This window comes from Olivibacter domesticus (genome assembly GCF_900109575.1).
Lineage (GTDB): Bacteria > Bacteroidota > Bacteroidia > Sphingobacteriales > Sphingobacteriaceae > Olivibacter > Olivibacter domesticus.
In genome coordinates, this window is the sequence record NZ_FOAF01000001.1 from 2,431,665 (window position 1) to 2,447,771 (window position 16,107).

Consider the following 16,107-nt stretch of genomic DNA (forward strand, 5'->3'; position numbering starts at 1 on the left):
AGTCCTAGTACAGAAGTTTCTAAGAATTCAGAAGCTACCTTAAGTTCAAAGGGTCAATCTATTTCATTACGCATTGGTATAGATAAGGAACTTATAATGGCATAGACCCACAAATACAAGGCATTAGTAAAACATTTCATAACATTTATTTATCAATTAAATAATATTTAATTTTATTAAAAAAATGATATTATTGCTTTAAAATAATTTATTTATATTTTTTTATTGATAGGGTTGATGTAAGCATTTCAGGTTAAGACAAGGGTAACAGCAATACATCATAACACAAACCAGGTTTCCAACAATAAATATTACCTAAATAACAACAAAATGAAAAAACCAATTTTTAGTCGGAATGGCCTGAAAAGAACAGCTTTGGTCTTTGCTGTAGCATTATGCTTCACCGCCTGTAAACAGGCAGAAATGAACCCTCCTAATGATTCAGCTAAAGCTTCCGCCCTGCAAGCGTCTAACGTAGCATTACTGGCCAGTGGAAATCCTTTTAAAGTTTTGTCTTTTAATGTCAGGCATCATAATGATGCCGACCCACAAAGCCTCGAGCAACGCAAAGGCAGTATTCGCCAGATCATTGTAGACAATGACCCAGATGTATTTGGGTTACAAGAATTTTCTGACAATTTCTTTGAAACTTGGTTTAGGGAACAGATGTCCGCGCTGGGCTACGGCGAATATTACGACATAGGCATTACGGGCTCACCTAAGACGATTTTCTATAAAAACACCCGTTTTACGCTTCAAAGAAGTGGTACGGTAAGATTGGGAGCTGCGGGCACAACCAACACAGCCACTTGGGTGGTGCTACAAGATAAAATCACCTCCAATAGATACTTTATCAGCAATAGTCACTGGCAGTTTGATTCGCAACCAAAAAGAATCGAAAATTCAAATGCGCTGGTAGAAATGGTAAAACAGCAGAATACCGACAAGTTACCAGTGATTGTATTTGGCGACTTTAATGCAAAACCAGGAACAACCGAGATGTCAAGTCTCAAAAACGAACTGGATGTGGTAGATGCCCTGGGAGATAACACAGGCGATTATACTTTTCACGGTTGGGATGCTACCGGGAATTCAAAAATAGATTGGATTATGAGCGACAGAAGCATGGCCTTTACGTCTTCCAGCGTCATCACCACGAGCTATAACGGTTACTGGCCTTCGGACCATTGGCCAATCATGGCAACTTACGTCCCCAGTATATTTAGCGGTCCGCATAATGATGGCAATGGTAAAAGTGGTAGCGCCGGTACAAGCTTTTATTTCGCCGATATAAATGGAGACGGGAAAAAAGATAAAATATACTGGAACCCCACTTATGACAGTGGTAGGCCACAGGTATTCCTGTCTAATGGGGATGGCACCTTTGCCTCTTCTGCTATCGTGCATGCTGCAGGAGCGTCTACGCTAACCACCACCCGTTATCATTTTGCGGACGTGAACGGCGATGGTAAAGCCGATGAGATTTTATGGAACCCAACATTAAACGCCGGTCATACCCGTGTCTACCTGGCTACAACGGGTGGCAATTTCAGTTCGACGGTAGTGGATAATCCTGAAGGAACCAGTGCAGGGACAACTACCGTATACCATTTTGCCGATGTGAACGGCGACGGCAAGGCTGATAAAATTTATTGGAACTCAACCTTTGATGCTGGAAAGACAAGAGTATATCTAGCAACTTCAGGCGGTAACTTCAGTGGCACCGTGGTTAACGGTGCGGAGGGAGCTAGTACCACCCCCGGCACCACCTTCTATTATGCTGATGTGAACGGTGACGGTAAGGTGGATAAAATATTGTGGCATCCAACGTTAAACACCGGAAAAACAATGGTCTACCTCTCCGATGGTGACGGCACCTTTACCGCATCAACCGCATTCAGCAATTCGGGGGCAACCAGTGTCTCGGCATCGACCACCTTTTATTTTGCCGATATCAATGGCGACGGCAGGGCCGATAAAATCTATTGGCGGCCAGATCTTTACCTAGGCAAAATCAAGGCCTATTATTCAACCACAAGCAATACCTTTGATGGTCCAATATATTCGCTAAGAGGTACATCGCAAAGCGCCAACACTAATTTTTATTATGCAGACATCACAGGAGATGGAAAAGCAGACCAGGTCCGCTGGAATTACGCCGAAAACAATGGCGAACTGAGGAATTACTTTGCCAATTAATAAGGTTGTCTCCTTCTGAATCTAATTTTAAAAAGCCTGTATACAATCTACGGGCTTTTTACTTACTCGATAATTCTTCTATTTATAAGCTTCTACGCTACAAACAAATATAGGTACTGATAACACAAATAGCGATCTATTTTAGCGTACAAACGGATACACCGTTCTTCCCTTTGTAGTCTATCCAGCAAATGATCTTCGAATTACCTTTACACAAACTTTTCTAGTCTATTTTTCGGTATTTTTAATCAAAATAGGCCACCCTACCTTGAGCCTGCCTAAGCACTACCTTAGCCCTTCTTTAGTACTAGGAAAAAAATGCGTACTTATTGGTCTATTTTTCGGTTTTTCAATAAGTTTTCAACTGATCTTTTTTCAGCAAACCTATCCCATTTTACAGACAAAGTATAACGGCTAACGATAATAACGCCATTGAAGAAAGCCACCGTTTGCATACAAAGTAAGCAAATAACACGGGATATCCAGCATGGTAAACATGAAAGAACATCAAATTGTTTAAACGTAAAGATTACATTAAAGTCCACTTTTTTATTGCATAAATGAGATTGTCATCTTAATTTTGTCGCGTGAAAAGGCTTTTTCTCTATATAATGCTCATACTGTTGGTCAGTGAAACTACTTCGCTCTACCAATTGATAAAGATTCCCAAGCTTTATGGGCATTTTATGGAACATAAAGCCCTTAACCCCGAAGTTGGGTTTGTTGATTACCTTTCAATGCATTATTGGGGAGAAGATCTGAATGACGATGATGATGAAAAGGACATGCAGCTGCCATTCAAAAAATATGATATCCATACCCCCAGCTTTCTTTTTGTTCCTGCAAATAAAATATTTGCATCCAAAAATCATTCTTGGCCCATAAGATCCAATTTCGGTCCCGATAAAGCGCAAGTTTATTTCAATCCCGCCCTGGGATCACTTTTTCGTCCTCCAAGAGCTTAAATACTTTTTTTTGATTTGGGGTCTTCATGATCCTAATTAGCTAGGTGCCATGTCAGCACTGGTAGCTTCAATTTTTATGTATTTATTTCTTAGATTATTATGCTTAATAAGATCATTCAGTTTTCCGTTAGGAACAAACTGGCGATCGGGATATTCATGCTGCTATGGGTTGTCTATGGCACCTATGAAGTGACCCAATTGCCGATAGATGCCGTCCCCGATATCACCAATAACCAGGTGCAAGTTATAACAACCGCTCCTTCGCTTGGAGCAGAAGATGTAGAACGTTTAATAACATTCCCCATAGAGCAGGCCATCAGCAATGTTCCGGGAATTCAGGAAAGCAGGAGCATGTCGCGTTTTGGTCTGTCACTAATAACCATTGTCTTTGAAGATGGCACCGATGTATACTGGGCCCGGCAACAGGTTACTGAAAGGCTTTCGCAGGTGGAAATTAACGAAAATGCTAATACACCTACACTCGCACCTGTCACTACCGGCCTGGGAGAGATCTATCAATATGTATTAAAACCGAAGAAAGGATTCGAAGACAAATACTCGCTTGCAGATCTTCGTACTACGCAAGATTGGATGGTACGCAGGCAGCTCCTGGGAACACCCGGTGTGGCCGACGTCGCTACATTCGGTGGCGAACTAAAGCAGTATGAAGTCGCCGTAAATCCCTCCCGCTTGAAAGCGTTGAACTTGACGATCAGTGATATTTTCACTGCGCTCAGCAGAAACAACCAGAATACCGGAGGCGCCTATATCGAAAAAGGACCTTCTGTACTGTATATCAGAAGTGTTGGCCTTGCCGGTTCCATTCCCGACATTAATCAGATTGTGATAAAAAATAACCTTGACGGTTCTCCTGTGCTGATCAGCCATGTGGCCGAAGTACGTTTAGGTGCTGCCATACGCTACGGTGCACTCACTATGGCCGGAAAAGGTGAACTTGCAGGTGGTATCGTGATGATGCTAAAAGGGGGCAATTCCTCAGATGTAATAAAGAACGTAAAACAACGCATCAATGAAATCCAGAAAACCTTGCCTGAAGGATTGGAAATCGAACCGTTCTTGGACCGTACGAAAATGGTGAACAATGCCATCGGCACCGTAGAGCATAACCTGCTTGAAGGGGCTCTGATCGTTGTGTTGGTACTGGTACTATTTCTGGGTAATTTCAGAGCAGGCTTGATTGTAGCCTCGGTTATTCCACTGTCCATGCTCTTTGCTATTACCATGATGAACACCTTTGGTGTTAGCGGTAACTTAATGAGTTTGGGTGCGCTCGACTTCGGGCTTATTGTGGACGGGGCAGTGATTATCGTGGAAGCGATTCTGCATCATATGCATTTTTCAAAAAAATATGTTACTGTTGATCGTATTTCCCAAAAAGAAATGGACATGGAAGTGGCCGGTTCTGCTTCGCGGATGATGAACGCTGCCGTATTCGGACAAATCATTATCCTCATCGTTTACCTGCCAATACTCTCGCTAACGGGTATTGAGGGCAAGATGTTTAAACCAATGGCTCAGACAGTGGCATTCGCCATACTTGGTGCTTTTATTCTTTCTCTGACCTATGTGCCGATGATCAGTGCTATGTTTATCAATAAAAAAATCTCACATAAGCCTAATATTTCTGATCGTATTATGACCAGGATTGAAAATGCTTATCATAAAGCCCTAGAAAAGGCACTGCGTATCCGAAAATCTTTAGTACTGATCGCTTTTCTATTGTTCGGGGTAGCTATTTTTATGTTTACGCGCATGGGAGGTGAATTTATCCCTCAATTGGAAGAAGGCGACTTTGCTGTCGAAACCCGTTTACTGGTGGGTACCAACTTAACCACTACTATAAATGCTATAGACCGTATTTCCGGAACGCTGCAATCCAATTATCCTGAAGTGGAAAAGATCGTTTCCCGGATAGGAAGTGCGGAAATACCTACAGACCCCATGCCGATAGAAGGTGGCGATATGATTATTGTTCTCAAAGATAAATCGGAATGGACCAGCGCAAAAACATTTCCGGAACTTGCGGGCAAGATGGCGACAACTGCCCAGGAGGTTATGCCAGGGGTAACAACCGGATTTCAGTATCCCGTCCAGATGCGCTTCAACGAACTGATGACAGGGGCAAAACAGGATGTTGTTTGTAAGATTTTCGGAGAGGATCTAGATAAATTAGCAGCTTATGCCGAGCAACTGGGGGACATTGCTAAAACTGTTGAGGGTACTGCTGATTGGTATGTCGAAAAGGTAACAGGGATGCCGCAAATTGTGATTGATTTCAACCGGAGTGAAATTGCCAAATACGGCCTGAACATCGATGATGTGAACCGTACCATCAACGCTGCCTTTGCAGGAGCTGCAGCCGGCAAGATTTATGAAGGAGAGAAAAGTTTTGACCTAGTAGTAAGAGTGGGCAATGAGGGTAGAAAAAACATAAATGATGTCCAGAATCTTCCTATATCCACTCCCGGTGGTGTTCAGATTCCTTTGTATCAAGTAGCTGATATTCGGGAAATAGAAGGTCCCAACCAAATACAGCGAGAAAACACCCGTCGGAGGATCATTGTGGGATTTAATGTTAGAGGAAGGGATGTGCAATCTATTGTCGAAGAACTGCAGCAAAAAGTAAATGCAAAAATAAAGTTTGAGCCGGGTTATACGATTACCTATGGCGGTACCTTTGAAAACCTGCAGCAGGCAAAAGGACGGTTGAGTATTGCTGTTCCGGTAGCCCTACTGCTTATTTTTGTAATGCTGTATTTTGCTTTTTCATCGGTCCGCGAAGGAGCGCTGATCTATACGGCCATCCCGCTTTCGGCCATAGGTGGTGTGTTCGCACTAGCCTTAAGAGGTATGCCCTTCAGCATCTCTGCGGGGGTGGGCTTCATTGCCCTCTTCGGTGTTGCTGTACTGAACGGCATCGTACTTATTTCAGAATTCAACCGGATCAAAAAGGAAGGGTTAATAAATGATCCCTTGCAATTGGTGATGACGGGTACTAGGAACCGCCTCCGCCCCGTACTTATGACAGCCGCAGTGGCCTCCCTGGGTTTCTTACCAATGGCACTCAGTAACGGTGCTGGAGCAGAAGTGCAACGACCACTGGCCACGGTGGTAATTGGGGGCTTAATAACGGCTACCCTGCTTACCTTGTTTGTATTACCCGCACTTTACCTTTTATTTGATGGCAAAAAGAAAATAAAAATCAATAAAAATACAGCCATAACAGTGCTTATGTTGTTTACTGCTACTGTAGGTTTTGCGCAAACACCTGAAAAGCCCATTAACCTGAACAGCGCAATCACGATCGCTTTAAAGAACAATCAACAGGTACAGGGTACCCGGCTGAATGAACAGGCCAATGAACAGTTGCAGCATAGCGGCTTTGACCTAGCGAAGACACAGTTCAGCGCAGACTATGGAAAGGTAAACAGTGCAAGCAACGATACCCGATTCGGCGTAAGCCAGACCTTCAGCTTTCCTACCGTCTATACCAACCAGAGCAAAGCGTTGAAAGCAAACTTCCTGGCTTCACAGGCGCAGACGCGGCTGACCGAACAGGACCTTCGATTCGGTGTACGCCAAATGTTCTATGAATATGTGTCGCTAACCGAACGGAAAAAATTATTACTGTATGCCGATAGTATTTACAGACTGTTTGAAAGTAAATCCAACAAGCGATTTGAAACTGGGGCGGCCAACATTCTGGAAAAAACGGCAGCGGAATCGCATCGGCAGCAGATCACCAATCAGCTTAACCTGCTTAATAAGGATATGGATATCGCACTAAAACAGTTTAACGTCCTGCTGCAAGATACCTTCCAGTATATACCACAAACAACAGCGCCAAAAATCGCAGGGCCTGCATCCTTTGTGGATACAGCAAACTCGCGAGGAACACTACCAGCAATTGAGCTTGCCCACCAGCAGCAAGAAGCTGCCCATTACCAATGGAGAACGGAAAAGTCCAAGATGTTACCAGAATTTATGATCGGATATAACAATCAAAGTTTGATCGGCTCGCAGCAGGTAAACGGCCGGGAGGTGTATTATGAAGGTAAAAATCGGTTCAGCTATCTAAGTGCTGGGATCAGCGTGCCACTGTTCTTCCGCGCCCAATCTTCGCGGGCCGCGGCAGCCAAGTTGGAGTGGCAGAGCCGTTCGAAGCAGGCTGATTACCTACAGACGCAGATCCAAACCGAACGCATGAACGCCGTTAGTCAGGTGTCAAAATTTGGGGAAAGTCTCGCATATTACGAATCTCAGGGACTCAAAAATGCGGAAGTGATCATCCGTACCGCAGACCAACAATTCCAAGAAGGAGAAATCGATTACCTGCAATGGGTTATTCTGGTAGATCAGGCGATAACGATAAGGAATGAGCATATCAATGTAATGAGCAGTTACAATCAGGCGGTCATCCAATTACAAAAATTAAACAATCAATAAAATACTTAAATGAAACTATTCATATTCAGCTGCATCGGGTTTGTATTCCTAGCATCATGCGGCGGCAAAGAAACGGCAAAAACAACTGATACTGAAAAAACTGATCCTGTACAGACACCGCAGATGGTGTCGTTCAGTCCTCAGCAGCTAAAAAACGTCGGTATAGAAACCGGCAGCGCACAACTTGAATCCATAAGCGGCACATTGACCCTTCAGGGGAGCATCGATGTACCGCCCCAAAATACGGTAAGCTTAAGTTTCCCTTTAGGAGGCTACCTTAAATCGACGGACATGTTGCCCGGCATGAGGGTAAAAAAAGGACAAGTATTAGCGGTATTGGAAGACATGCAGTTCGTACAGCTGCAGCAAGATTATTTAACTGCAAAAGCAAAATTTACATTAGCCCAAACAGAGTTTGATCGCCAGCGCGAACTGAATGCAAGCAAGGCCAGCAGCGATAAGGTATTTCAGCAGGCAAAGGCAGAAATGGAGACCCAACAAATACTGATGAATGCACTGGCCCAAAAGTTGCAGCTAATTGGTATAAATCCGGCACATCTTGATGCTGCAAACATATCGAAGGCGGTGCGTGTTGTTTCCCCTATTAATGGGTTTATATCAAAGGTAAACGTAAATGTGGGAAAATATACCGCTCCAACAGATATGTTATTTGAATTAGTTGATCCAACAGACATCCATCTAGCACTTAATGTATTCGAAAAGGATCTTGGTAAGATTTCTATTGGGCAAAAGGTTATAGCTTATAGCAATAATGAACCTGATAAACGGTTTGAAGGGGAAATCATTTTAATCAATAGAACAATCGATCAGGATCGGATGGCTCAGATCCATTGTCACTTTAAAAAATATGACGCTTCCCTGGTTCCCGGTATGTTTATGAACGGTGAGATATCCGTGAATAATGTGCAGGCATTGACTGTACCGGAAGATGCGGTTGTACGCTGGGAGAACAAGTATTATGTTTTTTCGGATAACGGAAACGGAAAGTTTGAAATGACAGAAGTAAAGCCTGGTGTACTCAGCCATGGAAAGCAGCAGATTGAAGGAAAAGGGATCGATACGGCAACAAAACTAGTTATCAAAAATGCCTATACCTTACTGATGAAGATAAAAAATACCGAGGAAGAGGGATAGAACACCTAATCCAATTAGAAGTTAGACCGCTATTAGCCGGTATAACGGTAGCTGTTTAAATAGTAGAATTAATTAAGCCTAAAATTAAGCAAAGTCAAAATGCTTAATTTTAGGCGGATTTTTGGCAAACACCTTTTTTGCAATGTCAAGATCATAGGATGATTGCTGACGAATCCAAAACTTGGCTGACCCAAATTTCTATTAATCTATAATACACCGTTCATTTCAGCTTGCCATAAAATAAGTTTTTATTTCTTAAAGGTTGATAGCAATTGGTCCAATTGCTGAAAATCTATGGTCATCCCTTCTTTAAAGCCCATCTCAATCTCCTTTTCGAGGTCGGCAAACGTATCGTAGGTCAGTAACATATCCACTAGGACTTTATCACCTTCCGGTATAAAGTTGTTCTCCCACAAATTTTGGGGAAGCGCAGGATTTATCGTGCCGTTTTTATCACTGAATCCACCTTTTGAGGCAAATGATTTTTCTTTTACAATAGAAATGAAATTGGTTCTGCTATAGTGCTTTTCGCCTTCAGGGCTTACCATTGCGTAGAGCCAAAAGCCACCTTCCCGAAAATCCATTGTCTTGGTTTCGGCTCTCCAGGGTTGCGGTCCCCACCATTGGTCAAGTAATTCGGGGGTTGTCCACGCTTGCCAAACCAATTCAAGACTGGTATCAAATTCACGCTTTATGTTAATGGTTTTGTTTTCCTTGTTGACAGTGAAGTCAAATAATAAATTGCTATTCATTTTAGTTGTTTTTTAGGGTTAGTAATAATTCGTCCAAGTTATTAAGATATGAGGAGAAGCCAGCCAAACCAATTCAAGGCTGGCATCAAATTCACGCTTTATGTGAATGGTCTTGTTTTCCTTGTTTACGGAAAAATCAAATAAAAGAGTACTGTTCATGACTTCCATTCTTTAATTGTTCAAGTTTTTTTCGTTTTGAAAGTTTATCATCCAATTAATTCCGTATTTGTCTGAAAATTCTCCGAAGTAAGCACCGAAAAACATATCTGCCATTGGCATTGTGACATTGCCTCCGGCCGAAAGTTCAGTAAACAATCTGTCGGCTTCTTCTCTTGTTTCGGGTTCTATGCAGATGTGCATATTGTTCCCTCTCGCAAGCGTAAAGCCCATTTCTTTGGGTGCGTCTGTTCCCATTAAAATGTAATTCCCGGTTATCGGCAACTCAACGTGCAATACCATTTTCTTTATTTCATCTGCAACAGGCGGGTGACCTGCTTCAGCTGGAATGTCGCCAAAACGTTCAATGCCCTTTCCTACAAATTCTGTTGCGAAAACTGATTTGTAAAACAAAAAGGCTTCCTCTGTTTTTCCGTCAAAATTCAAGTAGGTGCAAACTCTCGCTTTATTGCTTGTCTTGTTTTGTTTACGTAGTTTGAATTTTGCTTCAATGTATTGGTCAAGATTTTGCATAGCCATTGTAAAGCCTTCTTTGAAGCCAACTTCAATTACTTTTTCAAGTGCTTCCAAACTTTCGTATTGAATAGTAATGTTTACACTTGTTATTTCTGCGTTCTCGCTAAATACATTTGTCCAAAATGAATTAGGAAATTTTTCGCTTACGTTTCCGTGTTCATCACAAAAATTATCGGTATATGAATAGCTTTTTTGATGTTCTATTTTTTTATAGTCGGCCTTACACCAATGTATTTCGTCTTTCGGACTAACCATACAATACAACCACGTTCCTCCCTCCCGAAAATCCATAGACTTTGTTTTGGTTTTATATGGCTTCGGTGCCCACCATTGGTCAAGAATTTCGGGGTTTATCCACGCTTCCCAGACCAACTCAAGGGCTGCGGCAAATTCACGCTTTATGTTTACAGTGTTATTTTCTTTGTTTACCGTAAAATCAAATTTTAAGTTGCTATTCATTTTTTCTTGTTTTTAATTGTTGCCAATAGCTTATCAAGGTTATCAAAGCGGTCCTCCCAGATTTTTCTAAACTGTTCCAGCCATTTGTCTATTTCTTTCATTTTATCAATCTCAAGCTGGTAATAGATTTCCCTGCCTCTTTGTTCCTGTTTTATGAGTTCGCATTCAGTCAGGATGCGCAGATGTTTGGAAACCGACTGTCGAGTTGTGTCGAAATGCTCAGCAATGGCATTGGGTGTCATGGCCTGTATTGCAATTAACGTAATGATTGCCCTTCTTGTCGGGTCGGCTATGGCCTGGAAAATATCCCTTCTCATTCTTTTGTTCTTTAATTTATGAAACCGATCGGTTGCAAATATATGTGCAACTTTTCGGTTTCGCAAATTTTATTTGACTTTTTTAGTTTGTATAATGTTCAGATGCAGTGCGGTGACGCGTCTAATCGCCTCTACTGGTACTATGGTTCAATGGCCTCAAAATGCCGGAAGCATCGTATTGATTCTTCCTACACAAGAAAGAGTCGTCATAGCTGTGATGGCCAATAGTAAATACTTAAGCTTATATTTTAGCTTTTGTATTACCTTTATTAGTGCTAAACGTTGGAAGAAAAACAGATCTGACATATAAAATCTATTTTTATGATTGATAGCACAGGCATCTTACCACAAAAGACAGACACCATCATTTCAATGATGATTTTTCAAGAATAGCAAAAGAAATGCTAAACTTAATCAAGAATAAATAAGTCTCTTTGGGAAAAGCCTATAATGAAAAGATAATTCAAAAACTCTTCAAAATTGATTCTTTATCATTTGTATAATGAATTGTCAATAAAAAGGAAAATTCTGATAATTATTTCACTATTGCCTCATCTTTCCAGCTTTGAACAAGTCGTATGCTCCCTGATAATAGGTAATGGCAGCCTCCTCTCCTTTTTTATCAACTGGAATTGCTTGCTGCACCCCGTTGTCTTTTAGAAGTCTATAAGAACGGATATTCCGGATCGGACTCAAGCTCGTCAATGTATCGCCTTCTAAGAAACCCAAAATCTGGTAAGTACTGATAAAGCTTCTGGGTTTATAGTTGGTATCGAATACATTTTTACCAAAAAATTTACTCCGATAATTCCAGTGCAATAACCCAAACAGCGTTGGATAAAGGTCTATCTGTGAGCAAAGAGCTGAAACCGGCTGTGGGACAGTACCTGGCAGATTATAAATTAAAGCAGGGATGTGATATTTATTTACAGTTATTTCTTCCTTACCTGCACTGCTTGCACAATGATCTGCAATAAATATAAAAATAGTATTCCTAAACCACGCTTTCTGACGTGCCTTGGCCATAAACTGGCCAATGGCATAGTCGGTATATTTGACAGCCCCTTCTCTTCCCGAACCCGATGGTATATCAATTTTATTTTCCGGATAGGTATAGGGCCTATGGTTAGAGGTGCTCATGATAAAATGGTAAAAATGTCGCCCCCATTTATACTCCTGATCTGCCTGTCTAATGACTGCATCGAAAAGATCTTCGTCACATATACCCCAAGCGTTCTGAAAATGCACGTTATTTTCTGGAATAATGGTCCGTTCGGTAACGACTTCACCATCGGGAATAATACTCCTTCCATGGTCTACTATATCAAAACCGTTGTGGCTGAAATAGCTATTCATGTTATCGAAATAGCCATCCCCGCCATAAAAGAAAGTACAATAATACCCCTTTCGCCTAAATACGGTCCCAACATTGAACAGTCCTTCATTATCTTTTCTCCTCACGATACTATTACCTGGTGTGGGTGGAACTGATAACGTCAATGCTTCCATTCCACGTACTGTCCTAGTACCAGTTGCGTACATATCTGTGAACAGCATGCTGCTGTCGGCCAGACGGTCCATCATCGGTGTCAGGTTCTTCTTACTACCGAAATGCTCCATGAATGCTGCGCTCATACTTTCGATGGTCACCATAATTACATTCGGTTTGTACGCAGTTTCCTCGTTCAAAATCTGCCTCTCAATACCGGAGTCATTATCAATAAAAATGCTGTTTGATTCTTTAATATCTGTTCTCAGTGTAGCGAGCACTTCACGAGAATCATGACAGCTATAAAAGTCCACATATGAAAGCTCATTATTTCTGAAAGCATCCACAAAGGAATAAATTCCGGCTTTCGATAATTCCTGCTGATAGCGGTTCGTTCCTTTTTCCGCCCAGCGATTCGAAATAAAAAAGATATATACTGCAGTGACAAGTAGAAGACACAAGCTATGGAACAAACGTACTATGAAAGGAGTATCAGCCCGGAAGCTAATCGCAAAAATTGCAAGCCTAGAGAAGAGAAAAACCAAGAGAACGGTAATAGCTAGCACCCCCCCTATCAGCCAAGGTAACGAATAGGATTCATTGATATTATGCAAAACCTCATAGGTGTAGATAAGATAGTCCACCGCAATGAAGTTAAACCGACTTTCGAATTCGTTCCAAAAGGTAAATTCAGCAAAAAAAGAAAAGATACTGATACATACACAGCATGCAAAAACACTAATGGTAATGATTCTATTGGCGAAGCTGCTGTTCCATGTCTTTGAAATTGACAGTAAGTAGATAGTATAAGGCAGAACAAAAAATAAAGCTACCCCGAGATCGAAGACTATACCTTTGCCATAAATAGCAAATATATCGGCAAAAGATAGATCTGCTTCCGGAAATGACTGTATCAATAAAGCAGTCCTTACCAGAAAAGAAAGAAAAAGGAAAAGGATAATGAAACCGTACAGTATACTGTACCTACTACAGAAATGTTTCATAAATAATAAATCAATTGTAATCAGCCGAGTGAGATGACCTTTTCTTTCCCCATTTAAAGCGGTGGGTCCAATAGGCAACTTTCATGGTCAAAATTCCAATCCCCGCTCCAAACAGCACATCACTTATATAATGTCTATTATTGGCCATACGCATGCCACCTACGCAGGTGGCGGCACTGTATGCTACATAAGGCATCCATTTATAAGTAGATCCGTACTCTTCGGCTAAAAAAGTGGCAGCAGCAAAGGCCTGTGCAGTATGCCCTGAAGGAAATGAGTTATAGGTACTCCCATCAGGTCGTAAATTATGGAATGATGATTTGGCCGTAAAGACAATAGCAGACATCATCAGCTCACCTTTGAAAAGTATGGCTGAGCGATTGACAAAATCATGTTTTGCCTTATAACCATAGGCATCCATGGTGTACACAGCAGCTATTGGTGCATATTGCAGGTAATTGTCAATGCCCGTATGGAAGTTGGCAAAATGTTCATTGCGTTCTTCCACGATTTCCATTTTCAATGATTCAGGTCCGTTCGAATTGGCCAAAAAACCGCTCAGCATAAGACTTATGGGTGCATATAGCTGCCCACCACGAAAGTTTAAAGGCTGTTGTTCGTAAAAGGATTTCCCTACCGGAAGCATTTCTATGCGATGTTCCTCCACCGCGTATTGTCTCCATTGTGCCGACGTTTCAGATACACCAAATACCGACACACATAATATCAATTTTATAAGATTCCACTGTTTCAGAAACATGGCCGCTCCGCTGTTTGTGTCTGCAAAGCTCCATACCAATTCTGTAGAAATTCTGGTTTAGGTGAAGTGCACGTAAAAATAATGCTTTCTGTTTTCAAAAGCATAACGTACCGACCAGCCCAAGCTGGTGCAGATTTCCTGAACGATAGCCAGTCCTAGCCCTGTTCCACCTCCGCTTGTAGAAGCAAAGCGTTTAAAGAGTTGCGTTGTATCCAGCTCTTCTTTGCCCGAGTTGGCAATGATAATTCCTGTAGCATCCAAGTGGATCAATAATTCGCCACCGTTCCAATTGTGCCGATAAGCATTGAAAAGTAGGTTCTGCAATAAAACCTCTACCAGTACTTTGTTCCCTGTAATCGATATCCCGTCCGTTATATTGGTCTCAAGGATTATACTTTTGTCGTTTATATGCTCCCGGAGTAAGTCAATAATATCCTTTAACAACATGCTAAGATCAATCATTTCCTGCTGCTCAAACTGCTTATTGTCAATCTTTGCCAGCATCAACAGGTTTTTGTTGACGCGGGAGGTACGTGCCACAGCAGCACTCAGCTCCCGTATCAGTTGGTATTGATGCGGGGAGAGGTTCTTTTCCTGAAGAAAAAGATCGAGCTTCGATTGCATAATGGCCAGTGGTGTCTGTAATTCATGGCTGGCATTTTCTGTAAATTTCTTTTGCTGACTGTAGGCCGATATGGAACTCGTTATCAATTTATCGAGGTTCGCATTCAGCTCTGCAAATTCCGCAATATCAGTAGGCTCAAAATCAACGGTTTGGTGCCGATTCAGATCAAATCCTTTGATTTTGGCAAGACTATCATAAAAAGGCCGCCAGAGTTTACGCGAGAGCCTACGGTTCAACAATACCAGGCCAACCAGCAGTAAACTGGAAAAAAGCACCGTCAGGATAGTTACCATAGCTATGATCAAATAGCTGTCTTCACGTCCAGCCTTCTCCGTCAGGATGATGTTATGTTCGTTCAGTTCATATTGTAAGAGCGTGCTGAATATAAAGTAATATACCGGTATGCTGCAGCAAAGTACAATAGCAGCATACACCAGAAGCTTTTTTAGCGATCTGTTCAATAGTCTGTTCATACCTCCCATTTATAACCTGCTCCATAAATCGTTTTCAGGTAGTTATCTGCGCCAAATTCACTTAACTTCTTTTTAAGATTCTTTATATGCCCATAGATAAAATCATAACTATCAAGCATATCTGCAAAATCGCCCGAAAGGTGTTCAGCTATCGCATTTTTGGAAACCACTTTATTCTTATTGCTAATAAAATATACCAGCAGATCAAACTCCCTACGTGTCAGTACCACCTCATGTCCGTTTACGGCAACCGTTCTGGAAGGTACGTCGATTGTTATCTCTCCCTGATGGATAATGTTCTGACTTCCTAATTGACGCCGGCGGATAACTGCATATATCCTGGCCGCAAGCTCCGAAAGATGAAATGGTTTAGACAAATAATCATCAGCGCCGATGGTAAGTCCTTTCAGACGATCCTCCAATGAATCCTTGGCGGAGACAATAATTACACCGTCCTCCTTACCTCTACGTTTTAGCTCCTCTAGGATCTTTAATCCATTACCATCCGGTAGCATCAGGTCCAGAACAATGCAATCGTAACTGTATTGGCTCATTTTATCCATTCCTTCGTTATATGATGCAGCTAGCTCACAAAGATATTGTTCACCCGATAGGTATTCAGTTATGGAATTTACCAATTCCCGTTCGTCTTCGATAATGAGAATCTTCATATTAGCGATGGGTGAATCTAATTTCCATATATTCAAAGATAGTGATCTGATTTGAGTCTTTCATTCCGCAAATAGTTG

Annotated in this window: 12 protein-coding genes; 4 read left to right on the forward strand and 8 right to left on the reverse strand. The window is 41.7% G+C overall.

Translation table 11 applies throughout. The annotated features are described in order from the left end of the window. The first annotated feature begins 330 nt into the window (after positions 1 to 330). From BMY50_RS10535 to BMY50_RS10550, 4 genes are all read left to right on the forward strand, one after another. Entirely contained in the window at positions 331 to 2,199 is a 1,869-nt protein-coding gene (locus tag BMY50_RS10535) for an FG-GAP-like repeat-containing protein (protein WP_093323314.1), read from the forward strand. A 686-nt stretch (positions 2,200 to 2,885) separates the two neighbouring features. Next, positions 2,886 to 3,164 carry a hypothetical protein gene (locus BMY50_RS10540; protein WP_202907787.1) on the forward strand — a complete coding sequence of 93 codons (279 nt, stop codon included), beginning with the start codon at positions 2,886 to 2,888 and terminating at the stop codon, positions 3,162 to 3,164. A gap of 99 nt (positions 3,165 to 3,263) precedes the next feature. Further along, on the forward strand, positions 3,264 to 7,631 hold the full coding sequence (locus BMY50_RS10545) for a CusA/CzcA family heavy metal efflux RND transporter (RefSeq protein ID WP_093323320.1): 4,368 nt from the start codon (positions 3,264 to 3,266) through the stop codon (positions 7,629 to 7,631). A gap of 9 nt (positions 7,632 to 7,640) precedes the next feature. After that, positions 7,641 to 8,786, forward strand: coding sequence for an efflux RND transporter periplasmic adaptor subunit (locus tag BMY50_RS10550; RefSeq protein ID WP_093323322.1), 1,146 nt, complete (start codon positions 7,641 to 7,643; stop codon positions 8,784 to 8,786). A 248-nt stretch (positions 8,787 to 9,034) separates the two neighbouring features. On the opposite strand, the gene BMY50_RS10555 is transcribed toward BMY50_RS10550, so the two are convergent. The 8 genes from BMY50_RS10555 to BMY50_RS10590 form a co-directional block, all read right to left on the reverse strand. Then, positions 9,035 to 9,538: an SRPBCC family protein gene (locus BMY50_RS10555; protein WP_093323324.1), complete on the reverse strand. Its 504-nt coding sequence runs from the start codon at positions 9,536 to 9,538 to the stop codon at positions 9,035 to 9,037. Between the two features lie 18 nt (positions 9,539 to 9,556). Further along, a complete protein-coding gene (locus BMY50_RS10560; protein WP_202907788.1) occupies positions 9,557 to 9,697 on the reverse strand; it encodes a hypothetical protein in 141 nt (46 codons plus the stop codon). Positions 9,698 to 9,709: 12 nt separating this feature from the next. After that, the gene (locus BMY50_RS10565; protein ID WP_093323327.1) at positions 9,710 to 10,690 is read right to left on the reverse strand and encodes an SRPBCC domain-containing protein; all 981 of its coding nucleotides are present in this window, start codon (positions 10,688 to 10,690) and stop codon (positions 9,710 to 9,712) included. After that, positions 10,687 to 11,007, reverse strand: a complete 321-nt coding sequence (locus BMY50_RS10570) for an ArsR/SmtB family transcription factor (RefSeq protein WP_093323329.1) — start codon at positions 11,005 to 11,007, stop codon at positions 10,687 to 10,689. Before BMY50_RS10570 ends, BMY50_RS10565 begins: the two co-directional genes overlap by 4 nt. Before the next feature lie 543 nt (positions 11,008 to 11,550). Next, a complete protein-coding gene (locus BMY50_RS10575) occupies positions 11,551 to 13,500 on the reverse strand; it encodes an LTA synthase family protein (RefSeq protein WP_093323331.1) in 1,950 nt (649 codons plus the stop codon). A 10-nt stretch (positions 13,501 to 13,510) separates the two neighbouring features. Continuing rightward, entirely contained in the window at positions 13,511 to 14,260 is a 750-nt protein-coding gene (locus tag BMY50_RS10580) for a phosphatase PAP2 family protein (RefSeq protein ID WP_093323333.1), read from the reverse strand. A 57-nt stretch (positions 14,261 to 14,317) separates the two neighbouring features. Then, a complete protein-coding gene (locus tag BMY50_RS10585) occupies positions 14,318 to 15,358 on the reverse strand; it encodes a sensor histidine kinase (RefSeq protein ID WP_093323821.1) in 1,041 nt (346 codons plus the stop codon). Continuing rightward, on the reverse strand, positions 15,355 to 16,029 hold the full coding sequence (locus BMY50_RS10590) for a response regulator transcription factor (protein ID WP_093323335.1): 675 nt from the start codon (positions 16,027 to 16,029) through the stop codon (positions 15,355 to 15,357). The genes BMY50_RS10585 and BMY50_RS10590 overlap by 4 nt, the downstream gene beginning before the upstream one ends. Positions 16,030 to 16,107: the final 78 nt, after the last annotated feature.

What these genes read in the sequence shown, in the direction of transcription:
- BMY50_RS10575 (WP_093323331.1), bottom strand. Translation starts at nt 13,500, where the DNA reads ATGAAACATTTCTGTAGTAGGTACAGTATACTGTACGGTTTCATTATC.
- BMY50_RS10540 (WP_202907787.1), top strand. Translation starts at nt 2,886, where the DNA reads ATGGAACATAAAGCCCTTAACCCCGAAGTTGGGTTTGTTGATTACCTT.
- BMY50_RS10545 (WP_093323320.1), top strand. Translation starts at nt 3,264, where the DNA reads ATGCTTAATAAGATCATTCAGTTTTCCGTTAGGAACAAACTGGCGATC.
- BMY50_RS10550 (WP_093323322.1), top strand. Translation starts at nt 7,641, where the DNA reads ATGAAACTATTCATATTCAGCTGCATCGGGTTTGTATTCCTAGCATCA.
- BMY50_RS10585 (WP_093323821.1), bottom strand. Translation starts at nt 15,358, where the DNA reads ATGAACAGACTATTGAACAGATCGCTAAAAAAGCTTCTGGTGTATGCT.
- BMY50_RS10590 (WP_093323335.1), bottom strand. Translation starts at nt 16,029, where the DNA reads ATGAAGATTCTCATTATCGAAGACGAACGGGAATTGGTAAATTCCATA.
- BMY50_RS10580 (WP_093323333.1), bottom strand. Translation starts at nt 14,260, where the DNA reads ATGTTTCTGAAACAGTGGAATCTTATAAAATTGATATTATGTGTGTCG.
- BMY50_RS10560 (WP_202907788.1), bottom strand. Translation starts at nt 9,697, where the DNA reads ATGAACAGTACTCTTTTATTTGATTTTTCCGTAAACAAGGAAAACAAG.
- BMY50_RS10535 (WP_093323314.1), top strand. Translation starts at nt 331, where the DNA reads ATGAAAAAACCAATTTTTAGTCGGAATGGCCTGAAAAGAACAGCTTTG.
- BMY50_RS10570 (WP_093323329.1), bottom strand. Translation starts at nt 11,007, where the DNA reads ATGAGAAGGGATATTTTCCAGGCCATAGCCGACCCGACAAGAAGGGCA.
- BMY50_RS10555 (WP_093323324.1), bottom strand. Translation starts at nt 9,538, where the DNA reads ATGAATAGCAATTTATTATTTGACTTCACTGTCAACAAGGAAAACAAA.
- BMY50_RS10565 (WP_093323327.1), bottom strand. Translation starts at nt 10,690, where the DNA reads ATGAATAGCAACTTAAAATTTGATTTTACGGTAAACAAAGAAAATAAC.